Source organism: Cellulomonas sp. P5_C5 (assembly GCF_054049655.1).
The window spans coordinates 75,668-99,248 of sequence record NZ_JBFULY010000004.1; the positions used below are offsets into that span (position 1 = coordinate 75,668).

18 protein-coding genes are annotated in these 23,581 nt (G+C 70.8%); 7 read left to right on the top strand and 11 right to left on the bottom strand.

The genetic code is table 11. The annotated features are described in order from the left end of the window. Position 1 precedes the first annotated feature (1 nt). Both ACXJKF_RS05150 and ACXJKF_RS05155 read right to left on the bottom strand, forming a co-directional pair. Positions 2-1,153, bottom strand: coding sequence for a glycosyltransferase (locus tag ACXJKF_RS05150; protein WP_456786658.1), 1,152 nt, complete (start codon positions 1,151-1,153; stop codon positions 2-4). A 54-nt stretch (positions 1,154-1,207) separates the two neighbouring features. Then, entirely contained in the window at positions 1,208-2,677 is a 1,470-nt protein-coding gene (locus tag ACXJKF_RS05155) for a sugar transferase (protein ID WP_456786660.1), read from the bottom strand. A 251-nt stretch (positions 2,678-2,928) separates the two neighbouring features. On the opposite strand from ACXJKF_RS05155, the gene ACXJKF_RS05160 reads away from it, so the two are divergent. Then, on the top strand, positions 2,929-4,449 hold the full coding sequence (locus ACXJKF_RS05160; RefSeq protein WP_456786661.1) for a polysaccharide biosynthesis tyrosine autokinase: 1,521 nt from the start codon (positions 2,929-2,931) through the stop codon (positions 4,447-4,449). A 620-nt stretch (positions 4,450-5,069) separates the two neighbouring features. Here the strand turns inward: ACXJKF_RS05160 and ACXJKF_RS05165 are convergent. The 4 genes from ACXJKF_RS05165 to ACXJKF_RS05180 all read right to left on the bottom strand — a co-directional run bounded on the left by ACXJKF_RS05165 (position 5,070) and on the right by ACXJKF_RS05180 (position 10,436). After that, positions 5,070-5,573 (bottom strand): LPXTG cell wall anchor domain-containing protein, encoded by a 504-nt coding sequence (locus ACXJKF_RS05165; protein WP_456786662.1) that lies wholly within the window; start codon positions 5,571-5,573, stop codon positions 5,070-5,072. Positions 5,574-5,635: 62 nt separating this feature from the next. Continuing rightward, a complete protein-coding gene (locus ACXJKF_RS05170) occupies positions 5,636-7,435 on the bottom strand; it encodes a DUF4012 domain-containing protein (RefSeq protein ID WP_456786830.1) in 1,800 nt (599 codons plus the stop codon). Between the two features lie 244 nt (positions 7,436-7,679). Beyond that, positions 7,680-8,759 carry an NAD-dependent epimerase/dehydratase family protein gene (locus tag ACXJKF_RS05175; RefSeq protein ID WP_456786663.1) on the bottom strand — a complete coding sequence of 360 codons (1,080 nt, stop codon included), beginning with the start codon at positions 8,757-8,759 and terminating at the stop codon, positions 7,680-7,682. A 138-nt stretch (positions 8,760-8,897) separates the two neighbouring features. Beyond that, positions 8,898-10,436, bottom strand: coding sequence for a sugar transferase (locus tag ACXJKF_RS05180; protein ID WP_456786664.1), 1,539 nt, complete (start codon positions 10,434-10,436; stop codon positions 8,898-8,900). A 122-nt stretch (positions 10,437-10,558) separates the two neighbouring features. Between ACXJKF_RS05180 and ACXJKF_RS05185 the strand changes: the two genes are divergently transcribed. After that, entirely contained in the window at positions 10,559-12,082 is a 1,524-nt protein-coding gene (locus ACXJKF_RS05185) for a polysaccharide biosynthesis tyrosine autokinase (RefSeq protein WP_456786665.1), read from the top strand. A gap of 63 nt (positions 12,083-12,145) precedes the next feature. Here the strand turns inward: ACXJKF_RS05185 and ACXJKF_RS05190 are convergent, their stop codons facing one another. Next, positions 12,146-12,682, bottom strand: a complete 537-nt coding sequence (locus ACXJKF_RS05190; protein WP_456786666.1) for a peptidase — start codon at positions 12,680-12,682, stop codon at positions 12,146-12,148. 58 nt (positions 12,683-12,740) lie between these two features. After that, positions 12,741-14,627, bottom strand: coding sequence for a DUF4012 domain-containing protein (locus ACXJKF_RS05195; protein WP_456786667.1), 1,887 nt, complete (start codon positions 14,625-14,627; stop codon positions 12,741-12,743). Positions 14,628-14,776: 149 nt separating this feature from the next. On the opposite strand from ACXJKF_RS05195, the gene ACXJKF_RS05200 reads away from it, so the two are divergent. Next, positions 14,777-15,403 (top strand): arsenate reductase/protein-tyrosine-phosphatase family protein, encoded by a 627-nt coding sequence (locus ACXJKF_RS05200; protein WP_456786831.1) that lies wholly within the window; start codon positions 14,777-14,779, stop codon positions 15,401-15,403. A 59-nt stretch (positions 15,404-15,462) separates the two neighbouring features. On the opposite strand, the gene ACXJKF_RS05205 is transcribed toward ACXJKF_RS05200, so the two are convergent. Then, positions 15,463-16,962, bottom strand: coding sequence for an NCS2 family permease (locus tag ACXJKF_RS05205; protein ID WP_456786668.1), 1,500 nt, complete (start codon positions 16,960-16,962; stop codon positions 15,463-15,465). Between the two features lie 401 nt (positions 16,963-17,363). Between ACXJKF_RS05205 and ACXJKF_RS05210 the strand changes: the two genes are divergently transcribed. From ACXJKF_RS05210 to ACXJKF_RS05225, 4 genes are all read left to right on the top strand, one after another. Then, the gene (locus ACXJKF_RS05210) at positions 17,364-17,909 is read left to right on the top strand and encodes a hypothetical protein (protein WP_456786669.1); all 546 of its coding nucleotides are present in this window, start codon (positions 17,364-17,366) and stop codon (positions 17,907-17,909) included. 10 nt (positions 17,910-17,919) lie between these two features. Further along, on the top strand, positions 17,920-18,639 hold the full coding sequence (locus ACXJKF_RS05215) for an IspD/TarI family cytidylyltransferase (protein ID WP_456786670.1): 720 nt from the start codon (positions 17,920-17,922) through the stop codon (positions 18,637-18,639). Then, positions 18,623-19,849 carry a CDP-glycerol glycerophosphotransferase family protein gene (locus tag ACXJKF_RS05220; protein WP_456786671.1) on the top strand — a complete coding sequence of 409 codons (1,227 nt, stop codon included), beginning with the start codon at positions 18,623-18,625 and terminating at the stop codon, positions 19,847-19,849. Before ACXJKF_RS05215 ends, ACXJKF_RS05220 begins: the two co-directional genes overlap by 17 nt. Positions 19,850-19,961: 112 nt before the next feature. Then, complete coding sequence (locus tag ACXJKF_RS05225) at positions 19,962-21,134, top strand: hypothetical protein (protein ID WP_456786672.1); 1,173 nt, start codon at positions 19,962-19,964, stop codon at positions 21,132-21,134. Here the strand turns inward: ACXJKF_RS05225 and ACXJKF_RS05230 are convergent. Beyond that, positions 21,046-22,455 (bottom strand): hypothetical protein, encoded by a 1,410-nt coding sequence (locus ACXJKF_RS05230; protein WP_456786673.1) that lies wholly within the window; start codon positions 22,453-22,455, stop codon positions 21,046-21,048. The two genes, ACXJKF_RS05225 and ACXJKF_RS05230, sit on opposite strands and share 89 nt — an antisense overlap. Beyond that, on the bottom strand, positions 22,448-23,581 hold the full coding sequence (locus ACXJKF_RS05235) for a glycosyltransferase (RefSeq protein ID WP_456786674.1): 1,134 nt from the start codon (positions 23,579-23,581) through the stop codon (positions 22,448-22,450). The genes ACXJKF_RS05230 and ACXJKF_RS05235 overlap by 8 nt, the downstream gene beginning before the upstream one ends.

Consider the following 23,581-nt stretch of genomic DNA (forward strand, 5'->3'; position numbering starts at 1 on the left):
GTCACGCGGCAGCCCCGCTCAGCGCCGTCGCACGGTCGACGTCGATGACCCCGCCGGCGAGCCAACGTCCGAGCTCGGCGTCGAACCGCGCCGCCGAGAAGCGGCGTGCGTGCGCAGCGACGAGACGGCGGTCGAGGCCGGCCGCAGCAGACACGGCGCGGGACAGCTCGGCCGGGGAGAACGACTCCACCACGGCACCGCCGAGTGGTGCCGAGACGCTCTCGGGCGCACCGCCGAGTGCGTTGGCGACGACGGGCGTGCCGGTGGCCATGGCCTCGACAGGGATGATCCCGAAGTCCTCGACGGCCGGGAAGACGAAAGCGACGGCCTGCTGGAGCAGCGCGAACAGGAGCGCGTCGGACGGGCGGTGGACGAACACGACCGGCACGGTCGACCCGGCGGCACGCTCACGGAGACGCGCCTCCTCCGGTCCRGAGCCGGCGATGACCACCGGGAGCCCGGACGCCTCTCCCGCGGCGATCACGAGGTCGAGCCGCTTGTAGGCAACGAACCGCGACGCCCCGACGAGGTACACGTCAKGCAGCGAGTCCAGCACGGCGAGGTCGTCGGCGCCGAGCTCGTCGCGCCAGTCGGCGACGGCCTGGATCCGCTCGACGTCGACGGGCGGGTAGATGACGTCGGCGTCGCGGTCCCAGGCGTCGCGGATGCGATCCCGCACATAACGGCTGTTCGCGGCGATGGAGCTGGGCTCGCTCGCCCGGCGTCGGTCGATACCGCGCAGCAGGGGTGAGACCGCACGCACAGCGGTGCCCGAGCCTCGCACGTCGAGCTCGGGCGCCCACAGGTAGCGCGCAGGGGTGTGCACGTACACGAACTTCTGCGCGCCGGCCGCGCGCCGCAGGGGACGGGCATGATGCGCGAAGGCGTGCGAGCTGACGACGATCCGGTCGACCTCACCGACGTCCAGCGTGCGCCAGGCTGCGAGCGACGCCGGGATGGAGAGCGCCTTGCGCCCGCGCAGCGGCGTCTTGGCTACCCACGACTCGGCGACGTCCCTGCCGGGGTAACGGCCCGGGTCGTCGTCCCAGAGGCACACCACCTGGGCATCGGGAAGGACGCCCACCATCCGGTCCAGAACCTTCTCCGAACCGCCGGTCGGCGAGATCCACTCGTGCACGATCAGGTCACGCATCTGCTGGCTGTCTTCCTTGCTGAGGGGTTGGGGGCGTGTCGTCCGCGGGGCGGATCAGAACGCGCCGTCGCCGCGGACGATGGCCTTCGCGGTGCGCGCGAGGATCGTGAGGTCGCCGACGAGGGTCCAGTTCTCGACGTAGCTGACGTCGAGGCGGATGCCGTCCTCGGGGGTGAGGCCGGACCGGCCGGAGACCTGCCACAGCCCGGTCAGGCCGGGCTTGACCAGGAGTCGCCGGTGCGCGGTGCGGTCGTACGTGGCGACCTCGGCGTCGATCTGCGGGCGAGGGCCGACGAGGCTCATGTCACCGAGGAGGACGTTGAACAGCTGCGGGAGCTCGTCGAGGGACGTGCGGCGCAGGAACTTGCCGACGGGGGTCACGCGGGGGTCGTTCTTCGGCTTGTAGAACATGCCGACGGAGGTGACGCCTTGGTCGGCCAGCACCTGGGCGAGGCGCTTGTCGGCGCCGACGACCATGGTGCGGAACTTGAAGATCCGGAACCGCTTGCCGTCCTTGCCGATGCGCTCCTGCCGGTAGAGCACCGGCCCGGGGCTGGTGGCGCGGACGCAGATCGCGACGCCGGCGAGCACGGGGAGCAGGACGAGGGTGATCAGCACGGCCATCACCCCGTCGAACAGCGACTTGGCGATGTACTTGCCGCCGGTGAAGCGCGCCTCGTCGACGTACATCAGCGGGAGCCCGCTGACGGGCCGCATCAGGACGCGCGGTCCGGCGACGTCGACGAGGGCCAGGGTCAGCGCGAGGTCGATGCCCTTGCCCTCGAGGTCCCAGCCGAGCTGGCGGACCGTGTCGGCGGTGATCGCGTCGGAGCCGGTGACGGCGACCGCGGACGCACCGATGGTCGCCGCGACGTCGGCGGCACGGTCCATCGAGCCGAGCACGGGGACGCCACCGATGAGCTCGCCGGGGACGATCTCCCCGCTCGGCACGCAGACGCCGAGGACGGCGTACCCGGCGCTCGGGTTCTGGTGCAGCTGGCCGATCAGGCGGGCGGCCTGGTCCCGGTGGCCGATGACGAGGATGCCGGACTGGTACGACCCGGCCTCGCGCTGCTGGTGCAGCCACCGCCGCCAGAACGCGCGCCCGGCGAGCAGGAGGCCGAGGCCGAGCGGGGCGGCGAAGCCGAGGTAGCCGCGGCCGATCTCCATGCGGAGCAGGTAGGCGATCACGGCGACGGTCGCGAACAGGCGCCAGGTCACGTCGAAGACGCGGGCGAACTCCGTGGAGCCGCTCCCGAGCACCCGGCGGTCGCGGGTGCGGCCCAGCGCCAGCGCGGCGAGCCACGCGACGGCGAGCGTCACGGACACGGACAGGTACGACGGCGAGAAGGAGCCGGAGACGGAGGGCAGGCCCTGGACGTCGAACCGGACGAGGTAGGCGACGGCTACGGAGACCGTGACCGCGGCGAGGTCGGTGACCCAGAGGCGTCCCGCGACCTCATGCCAGCGGGGATTTGTGACGATAGTCGGGGGGACGGTCGAACGGGTCAGCTGCTGGGGCACGAATGCCAGCGTGCTGGCGCGCGTGTCTGATTCCGTCACGTAATTCCCCCGATGTCCGTTTTACCGACGTCAGGCGCCGTGAGAAGACTGCGCCCGAGAATACATCGGCGCGCCGGACCGATAACTGAGCGCTCAGCGCTTATACGTGCGTCACGCACGACGGCCGGCTCAAAATTCACCCGGAGCATGCGGGTGATCATGCGCATGAGACACTGTTTTACCGGGTAAAGCAAAGCAGGGAGAAAAGGGCCGTGGAGCTACAGGACTATTGGGGCATTCTGCGCAAGCGCTGGCTGTCCATCGCCGTATTCGCTGTGCTGGGCACTGCGCTCGCCGTGGCGGCCTCGCTGGTGACCAAGCCGCTGTACGAGGCCACGACACAGCTCTACGTCTCTGTCAAGGCGGGCGAATCGTCGGGCGACCTCCTCCAGGGCTCCAACTTCACCCGCCAGCAGGTCAGCTCCTACACGCAGCTGGTCACCAGCCCGCTCGTCCTGCAGCCCGTGATCGAGGAGCTCGCCCTCGCGCCCCGGACCGAGGCCCTGGCGTCCCGGGTCAGCGCGAGCTCCCCGCTCAACACCTCCCTCATCAACGTCACGGTGAGCGACGAGAGCCCGGCGATGGCAGCCGCGACCGCCGACGCGATCGCGCGGCAGTTCAAGGACGTCATCGCCGAGCTGGAGACCCCGAGCACCGGTGAGCCCTCCGCGGTCAAGATCTCGGTCGTCCGCGACGCCGTCTCCCCGGAGGCCCCGTCGTCGCCGAACCTCAAGCTCAACATCGCGCTCGGCCTGCTGGTCGGGCTCGCGCTCGGCGTGGGCGTCGCCGTGCTCCGTGCCGTGCTGGACACCCGGGTCCGGTCCGACGTGGACGTCGCGCGGGTCACCGACACCTCCGTGATCGGCACGATCCCCGACGACCAGGACGCCGCCCTGCAGCCGCTCATCGTGCAGAGCAGCCCCCACAGCCAGCGGTCCGAGGCGTTCCGACGCCTCCGCACCAACCTGCAGTTCCTCGACATCGCCGACCGTCCGCAGTCGATCGTGGTCACGTCGTCGCTGCCCGGTGAGGGCAAGTCCACGACCTCGATCAACGTCGCGATCAGCCTCGCCGACGCCGGGACGCGCGTGGCCCTCGTCGACGCCGACCTGCGTCGCCCGTCGGTCGCCAAGTACATGGGGCTCGAGGGCAACGTCGGCCTCACGACGGTGCTCATCGGCCGCGCGAGCGTGGAGGACGTCATCCAGCCCTGGGGCAACGGCTACCTGCACGTGCTCCCGTCGGGTCAGGTGCCGCCCAACCCGAGCGAGCTGCTCGGGTCGCTGGCCATGGCCCGCCTGCTCGAGAAGCTCACGGAGCTGTACGACGTCGTCATCGTCGACACCGCTCCGCTGCTGCCCGTCACCGACGCGGCGATCCTGTCCAAGCTGACCGGCGGCGCCCTGCTCGTGGTCGGCGCCAACAAGCTGCACCGCAACCAGCTGGCGGAGTCGGTCGGTGCGCTGGAGACCGTCGGCGCCCGGATCCTCGGCATCGTCGTGAACCGTCAGAAGCGCAAGCAGAGCGACCAGTACGCCTACTACGACTACTCCCCCACGCCTGCGACCTCGGCAGATGCCGGTCGTGGCGGCGGCAGGCGACGCAAGCCGGCGCCCCGGACGCCCAAGGCCCTGGAGGGCACGCAGGCGGGTCCGACGACGGCCCTGTGGCCGGGCGACTCGCTCAGCGAGACCCAGCTGCGCGAGTTCCAGCAGCAGCAGCCCCGCGTCTGAGCTCCACGAGACAGCAGCCCCGGACCCTCCACGGGTCCGGGGCTGCTGTCGTTTCTCCGGGCCGTCCTCGTTCGCTGGGCTGACCAGGAACGGCGGCTGAGGGTGCCGTGACGTCCGCGGCGGTCCGGCTGCACGACGTCAGGGTGCGGCCCCGCACGGGCCGTCCGGAGCGCTCGGCGGACGGTGCGCACGCGGCTGCTCGGAGCGACCACCACGGTGCGGTCCAGCGCGGGGCAATCCCCCGGGTGCGCCGCCGGCCGCTCGGAGCGGTCCTCACGGTGCGGTCCCTGCACGCGGTGGTCCCCCTGGCTCAGCGCCGGGTGACGGGGGTCGGCCAGGCTTCTCGGGCACCCAGCGGCACGGCGCCGAGACCCGGCTAGCGGTTGTGCGGGCGGCGTCACGCCGGCGCTGTCCGCAGCATCCCTGCCGGCCTCGCCTGTCGACCGCCCGGTAGACCCGTGGGGATCCGCAGGACCGACCKGGGCCTGTGCCCCCTGCGGTCCGCAGCCGCCGGGCTGGGCCGCACGTAGCTTCCGGGTCGGGTGGCCACCTGGACCGCCCCGGACAGCAACGAGCCCCGCACCCAGAAGGGTGCGGGGCTCGTCGAGGAGCTGGGTCGGTCAGGCGGCCTGGACGGCCCCACGACGACGCGCCAGGACGACGCCACCGGCGCCGACGAGGACGAGCGCACCGGCGCCGAGGGCGATCGGGAGCGCGTTGCTCCCGGTCGAGCTCAGCTGGCCGGCCGTGCCCGTGGAGGTGCCGGCCTGCACGGTCTGCGAGCTGAGGATCGCTCCGGCCGGGTCGGTGGCGACGACGGTGTAGGTGCCCGCGGCGCCGACCGTGACCTGGAACGACACGTTGCCCGCAGCATCGGTCGTCTTGGTCAGCGTCTTCGAGCCGGCGATGTTGATGTCGGCGCTGGCCACGGTCTCGCTGCGAACCTCGAGCGCGACCGGGGCGTTGGCCGGGCCCTTCAGGGAGACCGTGAAGCCGCCGGACGACGCGTTCGACACGGTGCCGGTGTTCGAGTAGTCACCTGCGCCGTACGCCTGCGCGGCGGTCGGGGCAAGGACGAGTGCAACGGCAGCGACAGCAACCAGAGCGGTGCGACGGATATTCATGGGTGTCCCCCTGGAAGTGGTGTGACTGGAGTTGCACAAGGTGCTGGGGGAAACCATAAGGCCTAGTCAATGCACGCGGAAGCAACGACTGCGTCACCCGATTGCCGGGCGGTCGGCGTCGATCGAATATGCACGGAACCCGGCTGTCGCATTCCTGTGGTGATCTCCATCTCCAGGGTGGCGCTCTCGCCCGGTTTCAGCGTGAATGTCCGAGCACCTAATGCCAGACCGTCGTGCACCTGCGAGAACAGCCCTTGAGTCTCTGAATTCACCCGCACGCCCGAGAAGGCACCCGCGAAAGGCGCGTAGATCATCACGTTCGTCCGAATATCTCCGAGCGGGACGAGGTCGTCGAGCCCGACGAGGTAGGCCGGAAGGGTGGCCGCGTCGGCGGGTGCGGTCGACGTCAGCGACACCGACAGGTGCACCACCTGCGACCCGTCGGGACGGCACTCGGTCGCCTCCGCGGCCACGTCGAGGTCGAGGTAGTAGCCGAGCTTGGCCTGCGTCCCGTCGTTCAGGTAGACGCCGATCACGGGCGAGTCACCGTCGACACCACGCAGCTCGCCGCTGAGGACCGTGCCGCGCAGCCGCTCCTGCTCGCCCTCGTCGGCCGACCACACCAGGAGCCGCCCCTGGCGGGCGGCCTCCGCGAGCGCGTCCATGACYGCGGTGGGCGACCCCTGGCCGGACACGAGGGCACCGAACGCGGCCTGCGCAGCATCGGCGAAATACGCGTCCTGGTCCGCCGGGTCGGGCTTGTCGAGGTAGACGGTGTTGAGCAGCGTCGCCACGGCGTCCTCGCCCGAGAGCGTCGAGCCGTCGGAGAGCGTCACGGGTCCGGTCGCCGAGAGCATCAGCGCGAGCGCCCCGGGGTCCACGGACAGCACACCGTCGATGTGCCCACCGACCTCGGCCTCCCAGATGCCCTTGGCCAGCGCCCCCGACCGCGGGAAGTCCGGCGTGAAGTTCACGTCGCGCATGTCGGTGCCGAGCTCCGGGCCGTACACGGCACCCTCGGCCTCGCTGAGCGGCAGCACCGGCTCCGCCAGCCCGCTGAGGCTCCCCGCCGCGCGGGCGTCGACGACCTGGACCGCCCCGTTGTCAGTCCGCAGGTGGAGCACCGATCCGGGCATGCCGCCCGTCGCCCGCTGCTCCGCGTTGTTCTGCACGAGCACCAGGTAGTCGCGCGGGCCGTCGGCACCCAGCATCGCCGGCACCAGCTGCGCCGCGCGAGCCGCGGTGGCCGTCGTCGAGGCCACGTCCGCGAGCTGGTCCCGGAGCAGCTCGACGGGCTGTGCCACCACCCCGAGGAGGGTCGAGGTGTCGATGGCGTCCAGCTGGTCCGTCGCGCCTCGCACCGCGTGGTCCGCGGCCACGACCGCGGGGGCCGCCGCCGCCAGCGGTGCGATGTCGATCCGACCGTCCACGGGCGCGAGCGCCGAGGGGTCGACCATCGACGTCGCCTCCATGAGGGCGGGCAGCGCGTCCTGGGCGAGGTCGTCGACCGCGTCCGCGACCGACTGGACCGCGCGCGAGTTCACACCCACCCAGGGCAGGACCCCGGCGACGCTCCACGCCGGCCCGGTCGTCGCACGGGCCGCCCGCGCGGCGTTGCTCTGCAGTCGCACGAGCGAGGCGTCGGCGGCCGCGCGATCGCCGGCCGTGACCTCGGCCTGGAGCTGCTGCACGTCGCCCTTGGCCGCCTGGAGCGCGTCGGCGGCCTGCACGGCGTCGACCGCGAGCCACCCGCCGAGCCCGAGGACGGTGACGCCTGCGGCTGCGCACACGAGGCCCGCCGTCCGGGCGGCACCACGATCGCCGCGGGCGATCCGGCGGTGGCGGGGCAGGGCAGGGTGCATCACGACACCACCCCCAGACGTCCGGCCATCCGGACGGACGACTGCGGATCGGCATGCTACGCGCCGAACTTGAGGCCGGATGCCTTCCCTGAGAGTCAGGGTGGCTGCTCGCACGATTACGCCGCGACACCTTCACCGACGGCGCACGCGGTGACCCGTGCACCTCCAGCGCGACGAGACTTCAAGTCGGCCTCTCGACTTCGCGCACACACGCAGCCCTCGGCCCCACGGCGTTGATCAGCTATCACGCGGGGGTGTCGCCGCCATCGCCCGTCTGACTGTCGATCCAGGCGACGAGCCGCGCCACACCGGCCTCGAGGTCGAACTGCGGGGTCCATCCCAGAACCTGGTCGGCACGAGAGACGTCCGCCCACGCGTGACGCACGTCGCCCTGGCGGAACTGGCCCGTGACATGTGGGGCGGGCGCACCGTAGTGCGCTGCGATGAGCTCGGCGGCTCTCGCGATCGTCTGCTGCTCGCCCGAGCCGATGTCGATCGGACAGGCCCCGGGCGCATCGGCAAGCACCGCGGAGACGACCGCGCGCGCGACATCGTCGATGAGGACGAAGTCGCGTCGAACCTGACCGTCTTCGTACAGCGAGATGGATAGGCCGCGCTTCGCCTGACGGCAGAAGAGCGACAAGATGCCGGTGTACGGGTTGCTCAGCGACTGCCCGGGCCCGTAGACGTTCTGCAGCCTCAGGATGACGGGCTCGACTTCCACCGCCTTCGCCCAGGCGGTGAGGATGTGCTCCTGCGCGAGCTTGGTGGCGCCGTAGACGCTGACCGGCGCCGGATCGACGTCGGAGGCCGACATGGCGATCGGCTGGGCGTCGTGAAAATCCCACCGCCCGGCCTCGAGGGCGGGGGCCATGCGCTGACCTGGGTAGAAGAGCTGCCCTCCTCGTCGCCGCCAGGCGCCTTCGCCGTAGACCGCGCGGCTGCTCGTCAGGACGATCCGGGCAGGCATCGCGTCAAGGCGCACAAGCGCGTCGAGCATCTGGGTGGTGCCGACGACGTTGACAAGCGCGTGCCGCGAAGCCTCCGTCAGGGACTGCGCAGTCCCTGTCTCTGCCGCGAGATGCACCACGACGTCGGGGCGCACGTCGGCCAGGACTTCGTCCCAGCACGACGGGTCGGTCACGTCTGCAACGTGCAGGTCGACGCGTAAGTCCAGGCCCTGTGGCCGCGCGCTGCTCGCGTGCACCTGCGGGTGGAGACTGTCGACCGCCACCACGCGCTCGAAGCTGTCGGCGAGCGCCGGTGAGATCGCCGAACCTATGAACCCGGCGCCTCCGCTGACGAGCACCGTGTTTCGTCGCATCCGCACGCCTTCCTGGCTCGATTATCCACAGGCGAGATCAGAGCTCCGGAAGCCCCGGACTAGAGCTGCGCGACCCTCGCTGGACACCCGGCGCCGAGACCGCGCAGCGGCAGTCTTCTGGAGACGGCGCTGATCAGGTCAGTACGCCCCTCGACCCGCAAGCACTGCGCGCGCAGTGCGCGCCACGATCAGCACGTCCCCAAAGAGGGTCCAGTTCTCTACGTAGTAGACGTCCTTGCGAATTGACTCGTCTGGCGAGAGCTCAGACCTGCCAGAGACCTGCCAGAGCCCGGTCAGGCCCGGCTTCACCAGAAGCCTCCGGTGCGCCGTCCGGTCGTAGAGCGCAACCTCGCTGTTCACCTGCGGGCGCGGTCCAACCAGGCTCATCTCCCCCTTCAGCACGTTGAACAGCTGGGGGAGCTCGTCCAATGAGTACCGACGCAGGACAAGTCCGACACGAGTCACACGAGGGTCGTCGCGACGTTTGTAGTACAGCCCGGAACGCCCGCCCTCCATCGCCTCCTCGACGTGGAACGACGCGTCCTCGACCATCGTGCGGAACTTGAGCATCCGGAATGTGCCACCAGCTCGACCGACGCGATCTTGACGGAAGAGGACGGGACCGGGACCGCTGAGCCGCACGGCCAACGCGACCCCGAGCAGGACGGGGCTCAGCACGATCGTCAGGATCAGGGCGCCGATCCAGTCGGACGTCGTCTTCACGACGTACTTGGGACCCGTGAACCGAGGTGCGTCGATCTGCATGAGTGGCAGGCCGGCGACGGGTGTCACATGGATGCGCGGCCCGGCGATGTCGGTCAGGGCGCCCCCGACCAGGAGATCGGCGCCGCTGTCCTCCAGGTCCCAACCCAGCTGGCGGACGACACCTGCCGTGAGCTCGTCTGCGCCGGTGACGGCCACGACGCGCGCGCCGACCGCAGCCGCGCTCTCGGCCGCGTGCTCGAGGTCACCGACCACCGGCACACCTAGCAGCTCCTCGCCCGGCCGCGACTCACCCCCAGGCACGCAGACGCCGACAACTCCCAGGCCGGCTCCGGCATCCGCATCGAGCTCTCGGATGAGCACCTCGGCCTGCCGACGGTGGCCGATCACGAGAACAGGGGTGAGACACCGGCCGCGCGCACGCTGCACGTGCAGCCATCGCCGCGAGGCCAACCGCTCGAGCAGGAGCAGCGAGAGCCCGAGCGGGAAGGCGATGGCGAGGAAGGCGCGGCCGACCTCCATCTTGGCGAGGTAGGCCACGATCGCGACGACCGCGAACAAGCGCCACGTCGCTCCGAAGACCGCCGAGAACTCAGCCGACCCGACCCCGAGCAGCCGCCGGTCCCAGGCATGGGATGCCGCGAGCGCAAGGAACCACAGCCCGATCAGGACGACGGAGACGACCAGGTAGCTCGGCGAAAAGTCGCCATCGACGGTCGGCGATCTCGCACCCATCTCGTACCGGACGAGGTACGCCACCGCGATGGCGACGGAGATCGCCAGAAGGTCGGCCAGCCGCAGTCGCCGGACGTACCGATGGATCCACCCGCGCCCGGCCGCGTCCCCGCGTCTCACCACGGTGACAGGCGTGTTCTGGATACCGACCATCGACGTGCCCCCGAACGGCTGCGTTTCCCCCGACGAACAGCGCGAGCCCATGGTCAGGCTAGCCATGATGCTCTGAATGCGACACCAGAGTCGCTCGATCGTGACCGGGACACGCCCGACGGCCCGTGAGACAGTGGGCCGACCAACGGGGCTGGTCGGTGTCGACCACGGGGGCGGGGAGCGACCGAGTGGAGCTGCACGAGTACCTGGCGATCTTGCGCAAGCGCTGGCTCACCATCGCCCTCCTCACAGCGGTCACGTTCGCCTTCGCAGTGCTCGCGACAGCCCTGGCGACGCCTCTGTACACGGCGACCGCGAAGACATTCGTCTCCGTCCAGCTCGGGGACTCTGCGGGAGATCTCGTGCAGGGCTCGGCGTACTCGCAGAGCCAGGTTCGCTCCTACGCGCAGCTCGCCACCATGCCGGCGGTCCTCGACCCGGTGATCGAGGATCTGGGACTTGACGTCAGTGCAAGCACGTTGGGAGCGAGCGTCACCGCCACTGCGCCCCAGAGCACCGTCATCATCGAGATCGCTGCGACCGACCCCGACCCCGAGCAAGCCGCCACGATCGCAAACAGCGTCGCTGACCAGCTCTCGGCAACAGTCACAGGCCTGTCGCCGGCTCGCACGGATGGCGCGGACCCGATTCGCATCTCCACCGTCGCCGAGGCAGAGGTGCCGTCTGCGCCCAGCTCCCCCAATGTCACGGTTGCTCTCATCATCGGCCTCATCGTGGGAATGACGGCGGGGGTCGCGGCCGCGATCGGTCGAGAGATGCTCGACACGAAGGTGCGCAGCGAGGACGACGTCCGGCGCCTGACAGAGGCCTCTGTCATCGGGTCGATCCCGCTCGACGGGGACGCAGAAGCCCACCCACTCATCGTCCAGTCGAGCCCGCACAGCCCTCGCTCTGAGGMGTTCCGCCGACTGCGGACCAACCTGCAGTTCCTCGACGTGGGCAACCGGCCGCGAGCGATCGTCGTGGTGTCGGCGCTGCCCGCCGAGGGCAAGTCGACGACCGCCATCAACCTCGCGATCACCCTCGCCGACGCGGGCTCGCGCGTGGTCCTGGTCGATGCCGACCTGCGCCGGCCGAGTGTCGCCAAGTACCTCGGGCTCGAGGGAGCGGTCGGGCTGACGACCGTGCTCATCGGGCAGGCCCAGCTCGAGGACGTCGTCCAGCCCTGGGGGAACGGCAACCTCGACATCCTGACCTCGGGTCAGGTCCCGCCGAACCCGAGCGAGCTCCTGGGCTCCCAGGTGATGTCGTCGCTGCTCAAGGAGCTCACTGACTCTTACGACTGGGTGCTCCTGGACACGGCACCGCTCCTGCCCGTCACGGACGGGGCCGTCCTGGCCAAGCTGGCTGGCGGCGCGCTTCTCGTCGTCGGAGCGGGGAAAGTCCACCGCCAGGAGCTGCACAGCGCGATCGGCTCGTTGGAGTCGGTCGGTGCGAGCACCCTCGGGATCGTGGTGAACCGGCTGGAGCGCAAGCCTGGCGAGCAGTACCCGTACTACCAGTACGGCGGCCCGCCGTCGGGCGACGAGAACGTCTCACGGGAACGCGCGACGACCGCCCCTCGGCGGCACGCACGTGACTTCGGCGGATCGCCGAGCAGCTCGTGGCCCGGTGCGCGGATCTCCGACGAGAAGCCATCGAGCGCCGAGATGACATCGAGCGCCGACGCCTCGCGGAGCGCCGAGGTCTGACGCGCCGAACGGCGCCCTCCGTGATGCTGGAGTGCGCCGCTCGGGCCTGGCGAGCTGGACGGATCAGGCTGTGTTCTTGCGACGGACCAGCACGACGGTGCCGATCCCGGCCGCGAGCAGCGCACCTGCGCCGAGTGCGATCGGCAGCACGTCGGTCCCCGTGGAGACCAGGCCGGCTGCTGCGGGTGCGGCCGCTGCCGGCTGCACCGTGACGGTCTGGCTGGCGAGGGTGGCCCCCGCCGCGTCCGTGACCGCGATGGTGTACGTCCCGGCCGCCGAGAAGCTGACGTTGCCGGCGACTGACCCGTCGGCAGCGACTGTCTTCTCGGCAGACTTCGTGCCGGAGATCGTGATCGCGCCGTCGGGGATCGCCGGGTCCACCGACGTGACGACGATGATGACGATCGTGCCCGGGGGGAGCCCCGTGCAGCTGACCGTGATGGTCTGCCCGACCGTGGTCGTCGTGACGGACACGGTGCAGGTGAACGGCGGTGGCGGGTATGGGCTGGCTGCCGCGAAAGCCGCGGGCACCGCGACCGGCGCGAGCGCAAGAACCGCGGCTGCGGCGCCCGTGGTCAACGTGCGTGTGACGATGTTCATTGGCAATCCCCCGATGGAAGTCCGTGCTGTGAGAGCCGGTTCGTCCCTGCCAGAACACTCACGATAGCGACGAATCCCCGCATCGCCCACCCCGAGAAGTCGGCGGTTCCCCGAGGGTGGTCGGCGTCGTCCGCAGGATCGACGGGCCGCTGAGACCTGGACCTGTGACCAGGTCGAGGTTCAGTGTGACTTCCGCACCCGGCTCGAGCTTCACCGTGCGGGCAGCGACAGCCAGCCCGTCGTGGGTGTGCGACGCCAGACCGACGACGCCGTCGCTCGCGCTGTGCTCGGCGACCCACCCTCCGCTCGGCGCGTAGACCAGCACGTTCGTCCAGATCTCGCCCGGCGGGAGGATCCCGTTCATCGTCCCGATGAGATAGCTCGGCAGGTCCCCCGCGTTCTCGGGCGCGGTCGACCGGAGGGTGATGTCGAGCGCGAGCTCCTGCGAGCCGTCGGGGCGGCACGTCGTCTGGGTCAGCTCGATCGTCGGCTCCAGGTAGTAGCCGATCTTCGCTCCCCCGGCGTCCTCGAGGTAGACGCCGACCACGGGCGAGGTGCCCTGCCGGCCGCGCAGCTCGCCGCTCAGCACCGTGCCGGAGAGCAGGGCCTGCTCCTGCGGGTCCGCCGCCCACACGAGCAGCCGACCCTGGCGCGCGGCCTCGGCGAAGGCGTCCAGCACCGCCGCCGGCTCGGCGCCCCCCGCCAGGAGCGAGTCGAACACCGCGTGCGTCGCCGAGACGAAGAACTGGTCGTGCACCAGGTTGTCGTCGGAGTCCAGGTACACCTGGTTCATCAGGCGCTGCTCGGCGTTGTCCGCGGTGAGCTCCGTGTCGTCGTCGAGCCCGACCGGCCCGATCTCGGCGAGCACGAGCGCGAGCGTCCCCGGGTCGACGGAGAGGACCCCGTCGATCTGCGTGGGTCCGACCTTCCGGTTCCACAGTGCGGCAGCAAGCTGCGCGGTGCGGGGGAAGTCGGGGGTGAACGTCACGTCGAGCATGGTCTGACCGAGGTTGTCCCCGAAGAGCGTCTGCTCGTCCGTCGTGAGCGGGAGCACCGGGTCGGTCAGCCCGCCGAGCGCGTTGCCGGCGTGCTGGTCGACGATCGACACCCGACCGTCCTCGGTGCGCAGCAGGAGCACGGACCCGGGGATCCCGCCCGTCGCCCGCTGCTCCGCGTTGTTCTGCACCAGCAGGAGGAACTGCTGGGGACCGTCGGCGCCGAGCATCGCGGGGAGCAGCTGGGCGGCGCGCGCCGCGGTCGCGGTCGTCATGGCGACGGTGCCGACCTGCTCGCGGAGCTGCTCGACCGGACCTGCCACCACGGGCAGGAGCTCGGTGGTGTCGAGGCGCTGCAGCCGGGCGGAGGCCGTCGCGACGGAGGCGTCCGCGGTGACGACCTGGGGTGCGACCGCGCGCAGCGGTGCGGGGTCGACGCGGCCGTTGACGGGCGCGAGGGTGGACGGGTCGAGGACCTGCGTCGCGTCGACGAGCGACGGCAGCGCGTGGGTGGACAGGTCGTCGACGACGTCGGTGACCGTCTGCAGCGCGCGGATGTTCGGCCCGACCCACGGGAGGGCGGCCGCCAGCGCCCAGTGGGGTCCGGTCGTGGCCGCGGCCGCGGCGCCGGCGTGCTGCTGCAGCGTGGCGACGGTCGCATCGGCGTCGGCGGCGTCCCCGTCGGCCACCTGCGCGCGCAGGGTGTCGACCGCCGCGGCCGACGCCTCCATCTCGTCGCGGGCCGTCAGCGCGTCGGCAGCCACCCAGACMCCGGCGCCGACCAGGACGAKGAGCGCACCGGCCACCCCGAGCACCGTGAGCCGGATCGTCCGGCGCCGGCGACCCCGCCGGCGCTCGACCTCACGGACGTCCTCGGCGACCGGGTGCGTCMTGGGCCGCTCGGGCACCGTGACGGTCGACCACTGCGAACCCCACCCCGGATGCGTCATCGCGCCCCCTCTGCGCCCAGTACGGCGATGCTATCTGCACCTTTCGTCCGATCGGGGGGTGGCCGGACGCGCGACGGGGCGGCCGTCGGGTGACGCTGCTGCGCCGATCGGGTCACCCGATGCTCCGTTCGGGCATCCTTGACGCCAAGATGAACCCCGTGAACCCCACCGACCTGGCCGAGCCMTTCCGCGTCCTCGTCGTCTGCACCGGCAACATCTGCCGGTCGCCGGCGGCGGAGCGGCTGCTGGCTGCCGGCCTGGGCGCGGCGTACCGGGGTCGGGACGCCGCCGGAGGGCTGGCGCCCGCGATCGAGGTGGGCTCGGCCGGCACCGGCGCGGTCGCCGGCTACCCGATGACCGACGAGATGGCACGGCTGGTCGCAGGGCAGGGTGTCGACCCGCAGAACTTCGAGGCCCGGCAGCTGATGCCCGACATGGTGAAGCAGGCGGACCTGGTGCTCGCCCTGACGCGCAAGCACCGCTCGGCGATCGTCGAGCTGGTCCCTGCGGCGGTGCGTCGCACGTTCACCCTGCGGGAGCTCGCCCGCCTGATCGCGGACGTCGACCCCGCGACGCTGCCCGGCGCCAACGCCACCACGGCCGACCGCCTCCGCGCGCTGGTGCCCCTCGCCGCGAGCCGGCGCGGGCTCGTGTCGCACCGGCCGGTGGACGACGACGTGGTGGACCCCTACGGCGGTGGCCAGTCGCTCTACGACAAGTCGTTCGGCCTGATGCTCCCCGCCATCGAGACGATCGTCACGGCTGCCCGCCGCTGACGGACGAGCGCACGAGAKGCCGGGTCCCGTGAKGGACCCGGMCTCCGTCGTGTGCGGCGCTAGATGCCCAGCACGCTCTTGATGGGGCCGATGAGGAAGTAGACGACGAACATCGCCGACGCCACCCACATGAACGCGTGGATGTCGCGGACCTTGCCGAGGCCGAGCTTGATGACCACGAACGTGATGATGCCTGCGCCGATGCCCGCGGTGATCGAGTACGTGAACGGCATCAGGATGATGGTGAGGAACGCCGGGATGGCGAGCTCCCAGTTCTTCCAGTCGATGCCGGTGATCTGCGTGACCATGAGGAAGCCGACGACGACGAGCGCCGGGGTGGCCGCCTCGAACGGGACCATGGAGACCAGCGGGGCCAGGAACGTGGCCAGCAGGAACGCGATGCCGGTCACCACGGAGGMCAGACCGGTGCGCGCACCGTCGCCGACGCCCGACGCGGACTCGATGTAGCTGGTGTTGGAGGAGACGCTGCCCGCGCCACCGRCCGCCGCCGCGATCGAGTCGACGACGAGGATCTTCTGCGTGCCGATCGGGTTGCCGTCMTCGTCGAGCAGCTTCGCCTCCGAGCCGACGGCGACCATCGTGCCCATCGTGTCGAAGAAGTCGGCGAGCAGGAGCGAGAACACCAGCAGCAGGACGGCGACGATCCCGATCGACTCGATGGAGCCGAAGAGGGAGAACTGGCCGACCAGCGAGAAGTCGGGCGTCGCGAAGATCCCGCCCTCGGGCCAGGCGGGGACGTCCAGGGCCCACCCGGCGGGGTTGACCACGGCACCGGTCTCGTCGGTCTTGCTGCCGATGTTGCCGACGAGCTCGATGATGAGCGCGAGGATCGTGGACGAGACGATGGAGATGAGGATCGCGCCCTTGACGTTGCGGACCATCAGGACGATCGCCAGGAGCAGGCCGAACACGAACACCAGCAGCGGCCAGCTGCCCAGCGACCCGGCGATGCCCAGCTCGACGGGCGTCGCCATGCTGGCGGGGATGCGCACGAAGCCCGCGTCGACCAGACCGATGAACGCGATGAACAAGCCGATGCCGACGCTGATCGCGGTCTTCAGCTCGACGGGGACCGCGCGGAACACCGCCGCCCGGAAGCCGGTGAGGACCAGGACCAGGATGATCAGGCCCTCGAGCACGACGATGCCCATGGCGTCCTGCCACGACATGTCGGGCAGCGCAGCGATCGAGTAGGCGACGACGGCGTTGAGGCCGAGGCCCGCGGCGAGCGCCAGGGGGAAGTTCGCGACGACGCCCATGAGGATGGTCAGCACGCCCGCGACGAGCGCGGTGGTGGCTGCGACGGCGGTGAGGTTGGGGACGTCCCCGCCGCCGAGGAAGAGGCCGTCGCCGGAGCGGACGGTGCCGATGATCAGGGGGTTGAGCACGATGATGTAGCTCATCGTGAAGAAGGTGACGAGACCACCGCGGATCTCGGTACCGATGGTCGAGCCGCGCTCGGTGATCTTGAAGTAGCGGTCGACAGCGTTCGTCGGGGGCGCAGGACGCTCCGTCTGCGCAGTGGGGGTCGTAGACATGCGCGCAGTGTTGCAGACGCATGTTGCACGCCGGTGACCGGCGCAGGAGGGTGGAGTCCGAGGTGACGCATGCCATTGCGACGACGCGAGCCGAAGGCCTGCGGCCGTGGACCTGACGGCACGCCTTGCGCTCCGCAGACGATGCCGGAGAGGATTCGCGTGGCCGGGCGTGCACCGACCAACCGAGAGCTGGCCGGGGGGCGCGCTTGCTGAGAATTCTGCTGACGGCCGCCGTCACGCCCCAGAGCACCGACAGGCTCCACCTCGTCGACCCGACTGAGCGCCGCCTGCAGTATGTGACCTCCCTCCGGAGCTGGTGGGCCTGGGCTGCACCGAGGCGCGTCCGCGTCACGTTCGCAGAGAACAGCGGGGAGGACCTCGATCAGCTCGCACACGATGCCTTGGGGCTCGTCCCGTCCGGGCTCGACCTGCTGGCGCTTCCCGTCCCGCCGCAGGGCATCGTCACGCGGGGCAAGGGTGCCAGCGAGGCGCTCATGATGGACGCGTTCGCCGCTGCGCACCCCGATGACGAGGGCCTCTGGCTCAAGGCGACCGGCCGGCTCTTCGTCCGGAACGCCAGCCGCATCGTGCCCGACGTCGGCAGCTCGGCCGCGGTCGTCGCGCGGCTCTCGCTCGATCTGCGGCACATGGACACGCGGTTCTTCGGGGCGTCCCCGGCAGTGTGGCTGCGCCACCTCGTCGGGGCGGCGAGCGAGGTCGACGAGGCATCGGGCACGCGGATCGAGCACGTGCTGTGCCGTCGCGTCCTCCGCTCCCTCGGCGACGGCGCKACCCTCGTGCGCATGCGAGGGCAGCCGGCGTTCGTCGGGCGGTCGGGCACGTGGTCGCGTCGCCGGTACGACGGGACGCTCGCGGACGGTCGTCGGCTCGCAGCCGACTCGGTCGACGCCCTGCTCCGTGGGCCTCTGCGAAACAAGCACTTCTAGGAGGTGGCACATGGGCGGGTCTGGCGCGGTCGCGGTGGTCCTGGCTGGCGGGATGGGGTCGCGCATGCGCGGCCCGCTCCCGAAGCAGCTGATCGAGCTGGGCGGGGAGCCGATCCTGCTCCACACGCTGCGCAGGTTTGCGGATCCCGGCACCTTCACACGGGTGGTCGTGGTCGCGAACCCGTCGTGGCGTGCCGAGATCGAGGAGCTCGCGACGTCGGCGACAGGAGCGCGGGACCGGTTCCTCGTCGTGGCCGGAGGCAGCAGCCGAAACGCCTCGATCTGGTCGGCGGTCCGCGCTCTCGACGAACCCGACCAGACCCGGTGCCTGATCCACGACGGCGTCCGTCCGCTGGCTACCGGTGAGCTCTTCCAGCGCGTGCTCGAGGCCCTCGACGTCGCCCGGAGCGTCGTCCCGGTGATCGACTCGATCGACCCGCTGTTCCGGGTGTCCGGCGACGATGTGCTCGAGGTCGAACTGCGGTCCACGGTGCTTCGCGGACAGTCGCCGCAAGGATTCTGGCTCGGAGATCTTCGACGCGGGCTCGCATCCGTCGGGTCACCGGGGATCGACTCCTACGCCACGGTCTACGAGGTGATGCGTCGGGCGTTCGGCGAGTTCGAGATCCGCACGGTTCCCGGCGAACGGAACAACCTCAAGATCACCGAGCCCGTCGATCACGCGACCGCGGCCCTCATCCTGGGGGACCTGCGTGAAGCGCGCACTTAGGTCGGCGGCCTCCCGGCTTCTCGAACGGCTCGCCGCGGCCGTGCGGGCACAGCCGGTCGTCGTCGTGCACGGTTTCCCGGCGGACGAGGGGAACGCGGTCGAGGTGGTGCGAGGTCTGCTCGAGCGGTACCGAGGAACGGTGTGCTGGCTCGTCGACGACCCGACCGCGTGGCGACCCACGACACAGGACCTGCGGCTCGAGGTTCGCGCCAAGAGCTCGCTCGGCGGCGTTCGCCGGTACCTGCACGCCGAGTGCGTGCTGTTCACCCACGGCCTGTACGGCGACGCACGGCCCGCGTCGGGCCGGACGTTCGTCAACCTGTGGCACGGCGACGGGTTCAAGATCAAGCGCGACGCCGAGGCCTCGCGGACGTCGCTCTACCCCGCCCACTTCGTCGTGGGCAGCACCCGACTGTTGACCGAGCGCAAGGCGCGCGACTTCAAGATGCCGGCGAGCGCGGCAGTCGTCACCGGGAACCCACGGGTCGACCAGTTCGCGCACCCGATCCCGTCGTCGGTGCGCTCCGTGCTGGTCGGCAGCGACGCCCCGTTCGTCGTCTGGCTCCCGACCTTCAGGCACGCGGTCGGCATCGGGACCACCAGGTCCTGGTCCGACGTGGACCCGCTGGTGGACGACGGACTGACCAGCTCGATCGCCCTGGTGGTCCGCACGCTCAACGCTCGCGGCATCGAGGTGCTGATCAAGCCACACCCCCTGGACGCGCAGATGCGCTCCGCGCCCGGGGCGCGACTGATCGACGACGCGATGCTGGACCGGGAGTCGACGACCCTCTACTCCTTGCTGGGCACCGCCGCGGGGATCATCACCGACTACTCGAGCGTCTGGACGGACTACCTCCTCCTCGACCGGCCCATCGGATTCGTGACGCCGGACCGGGACGCCTACCGCGCGGGCCGAGGGTTGTACCCGGCGGACGTGCTCGACTGGCTCCCGGGCCCCGAGCTGTGCGACGAGGTGGCACTCGGCTCCTTCGCCGACGAGCTCGTCGGGGCGACGACCACGTCCGCACCCCTCCGGGCGGCCGCCGCCGAGCGGCTCGGGCTCGCCGCCGTCCCCCGCGCGACGGATGCGCTCCTGGATCGCCTCGAGGCCGAGGGGGCCTTCGCCCGCTCCGGTCGGCTGCTGCCGCGGCCGCAGCGGTCCGTCGCGCCTCCCCGACTCATCGAGCGGTCCGCCGGTGCACCCTGACGACCGCGGGCCGGCACGCGGCCCAGGCAACGCGTGGCGCTCCGGCGCTATGCGTGGAGCACGGGGGCTAGGGGGATTCGCCGGGTCCGCAGCGATCGCGGGCGCGGCGAGCGTGCTGACCATCCCCTTCGTCACGAGCGCGGTCGGCGCCTACTCGTGGTCCGCCATGGCGACCGGGCAGGCGGTCGGAGGCATCGGGAGCCTCGTCGTCGCCCTCGGCTGGGGAGTGACCGGTCCTGCGGAGATCGCCGCCGAACGAGATGCCCGGGCTCGTCGCCGGACGTACCGCGAGTCGCTCGTGGTACGCGCCGTCGTGGCCGTACCCATCGTGCTGATCTGCGCGGTCGTCGCCGGCCTGACCGTCCCGGCGACGTACGCGGCCGAGACGATCGTCTCGGCGATCGGTGCGGCGCTCACCGGGATGAGTGCAGCGTGGTACTTCGTCGGGACACGCGATCCGCGTGGGCTGATGCTGGCCGAGACGCTTCCGCGGGCGGTGATCCTCATCGCATCGGCAGCCCTGCTGCAGATGGTTCCTCAGCCGGTGCTCTTCGCCGCCGCCGGCGTGCTCAGCGCGTTGGTGGCCCCCCTGCTCGCCAGCCGTCGGGTGCTCGGCTCGCACCCGGGCGACGAACCCTCGGCGCGGCTCGATCTCCGCACGGTCGCTGCGACCGCGAGGCGCCAAGGCGCGGCGGTGACGACGTCGCTGGTGGCCGGCAGCTACAAGTACGCGCCGCTGATCGTCCTGGCGATCATCGCGCCGGCGGCGACCCCCGCGTACGCGCTCGCCGACAGGTTGTTCAAGTTCGCGAACGCCGCGATGCGCCCTGTCGCGCAGGTGCTGCAGGGATGGGTTCCGGCCGCGCCCGACGGCGAGCTGGGCCGTCGGATCTGGACCGCGGTCCGCATCGCCATCGGCTTCGGTGTGATGGCGGGCCTCGCGTTCGCTGTGCTGGCCCCGCTGGTGAGCGAGCTTTTCGGGGCCGGCGCGCTCGCCATCCCGCTCGCCMTCTCCGTKCCCATGGGTCTGACGATGCTGTTCTCGACGGTCTCCCAGACCACAGGGCTCGCCTGTCTCGTGGCGCTCGATCGCGTCCGGGTGGTCGCCGTCAGCGCCGTCCTCGGCGCGGTCACCTGCCTCGCCCTGCTGTGGCCCGCGATCACGGCCTTCCAGGCCCTCGGCGCGGCGTGGAGCGTCACGGCCGCTGAGCTCGCTGTCCTGTCGTTGCAGTGCGTGGTCCTGCTCCGCGTGGTGCGGCGTCGACCGCGTCCCACCGCTGGGTAGGCGTCATGGGCGCCCATCGACCTCCGCCGCGTCGGCCGGCGCCTGCGCGGGGGGCCCGGTGCCTGCCGCCCGCTGCGATCGCGAAGGTGAGGGCGATGTAGAAGTAGATCTCGTTGTGGCTGCTGTACAGCGTCGTGGCGGCGAGAAAAGGAAGGAAGAAGAGCATCGTGGTCACGTCCCGGCGGCGCACGAGAGCCCGGAGGATGCCGACCAGGAGTGCGACGTAGAAGACGGCGACGAGGACGGAGAACTCGACGAGCACCGAGACGTGGCTCGAGTGCATCGGTGCCGTGCCGTCGACCAGCTGCGCGTAGCCGTGCGGATCGATCGCCGCGTAGTCCAGTGTGTCGACCCTGCTCCGCATGACGACGCTGGCGAAGCCACCCGGGGTGATGCCGAAGACGACGTTCGCCCAGCTCTCGGCCTTGAGCTGAAGGGCGTAGTCGATGAGCCGAAGGTGCGCTTCCGTCGACGCGTCCGAACCTAGTGGACCGGTCGCGAAGCGAGCGAAGACCGTGAACAGTGCGCCCGCCCGCGCGGCGACCAGGAACGGGAGCGCGACGATGATGGCGAGCAGCAGGTGGCAGGTGAACACGTCCCACGCGGTCCGCGCTGCGCGGCGGGCCTGGACGTACTCCGCAAGCAGGGCCACGACGAGGAACGGCGCGAAGATCAGCGGCAGCCGCGAGATGGTCAGCAGCGCGACGGCATAGAAGGCCAGCGCGACGAGCATCCGTGCCCTGCCACTCATCAGCCGGAGCGCGAGAAACGCGTAGATGCAGCACACGAGGGCGGCGTGCGACTTGTCGTCAAACCCGAGGGCCGAGCTCGACTGGTCGAGCATGACTAGATCGAGGGCCAGACGCACCACGACGTACGCCAGCACCGGGAAGACGGTGGCACGGAGCGCAGCGAAGATCGTGTCAGCGGCCGTGGCGACGTTCTGCACGATCCTGACGATCACGACGATGTACAGACCTGCGACCGCGAAGAACGCGGCGTGCTCGATACGCATGACGTAGCCGTAGCCGAGCGCGACGTTCACCGCCCCGACGAGCACGGACGCGCAGCAGACGATGTACCACGTGACGTCGCGGGCGCGGAGCACGCGGGGGAAGCCGACCAAGAGGATCGCGAGCGCCACGACGAAGAACACGTTGGAGAGCGCGAACCKGCCGGTCAGCTTCACGCTGAAGAACATGCCGACGGCGGCGAGCAGCACCGCCCGGAAGAGTGCTTTGCGCTCCGCACCCGACAACTCGTGGGCGCCGAGATCCGCGTCTGCGTCCGGCGCCGCCCGTCGTGTCTCCAGGTCAGTCATCGTCCGGCCTCGTAGCGCCAAGGGCGACGTGCTGGCCCTCGGTCCGTACGCTCTTCGCGCCACGACGCACCACGGAACCGGACAGCACCACGTCGCGCAGCTCACGGGCGACGCTCGTCCACGGCCGGGCAGCGGTCGGAGGCACGTGCCGACGCGCGCATAGCCCGGTCTCGATGGCCTGCGCGAGTGCTGCCGGCGTGGGCTCGCTCTCGATGAGGCTGTCACCGTGGACGGCCGAGAGGCCACTGTCGGACGTCACGACGACCGGGATGCCGAAGAATGTCGCCTCCGCGACCGGGAGTCCGAACCCCTCGTCGGTCGAGGCCATGACCACGACTGCGGCCCCGGCGACCGTGGTCTGGTAGTCCTCGGCCGATACGAATCCGGGAAGCTCGACCCGGCCCAGGTCGGCAGCACCCCCTGCCCGGCTTCGGAGCGAGTCCGCGTACTGGCCGCTCGCGCCCAGCACGACGAGCCGTACACCGTCCAGCACGTCGGGTGGGAGGAGCGCGAGCGCGTCGATCACGAGCTCGGGCCGCTTGTGGGATAGGTGGCCGAACGTGACGACCGACCGAAGTCCTGAGCTGTCGCCCGGCGGCGCGACTTTCCAGCGCCGTGCATGATCGCCCCCGTTCGCGACGACGACGATCCGACCTGCCGCCGCCGGCACGATCTTCCTCGTCTCTGCAGCCGTCTTCTCCGAGATGGCCACCACGTGACCGGCCCGCCGCACCGACCACCGCCATAAACGCCTGTAGGCGCGCTGCCACACGGGAAACTCGTGCGGGACTCTGACGTGACGCCAGTCGTGGACGACGCACGTCCGCGCCGACCGCGCGACGAAGGGCGTGACGATGGGGCTGACGGAGACGACGGCATCTGCGTGTTCACGCCGGAACAGCGCCGCGGAGAGCACGAGCTGTCCCAGCGCGCGGCCGGCAACCGCGTCATCTCGCGCAACGTGGACGGACACATGATCGAGGTCCGCGAAGGCTGCTTTCGCCCACGGACCAGCCAGGATGACCAGCTCGTCCTCGGCTGTGCGCGACCATGCTCGCACGAGCTCGAGAGCGTAGAGGTGCATCCCACCGGACCCGGAAGGTGCGCCGAGCAGGTCGAGAACCAC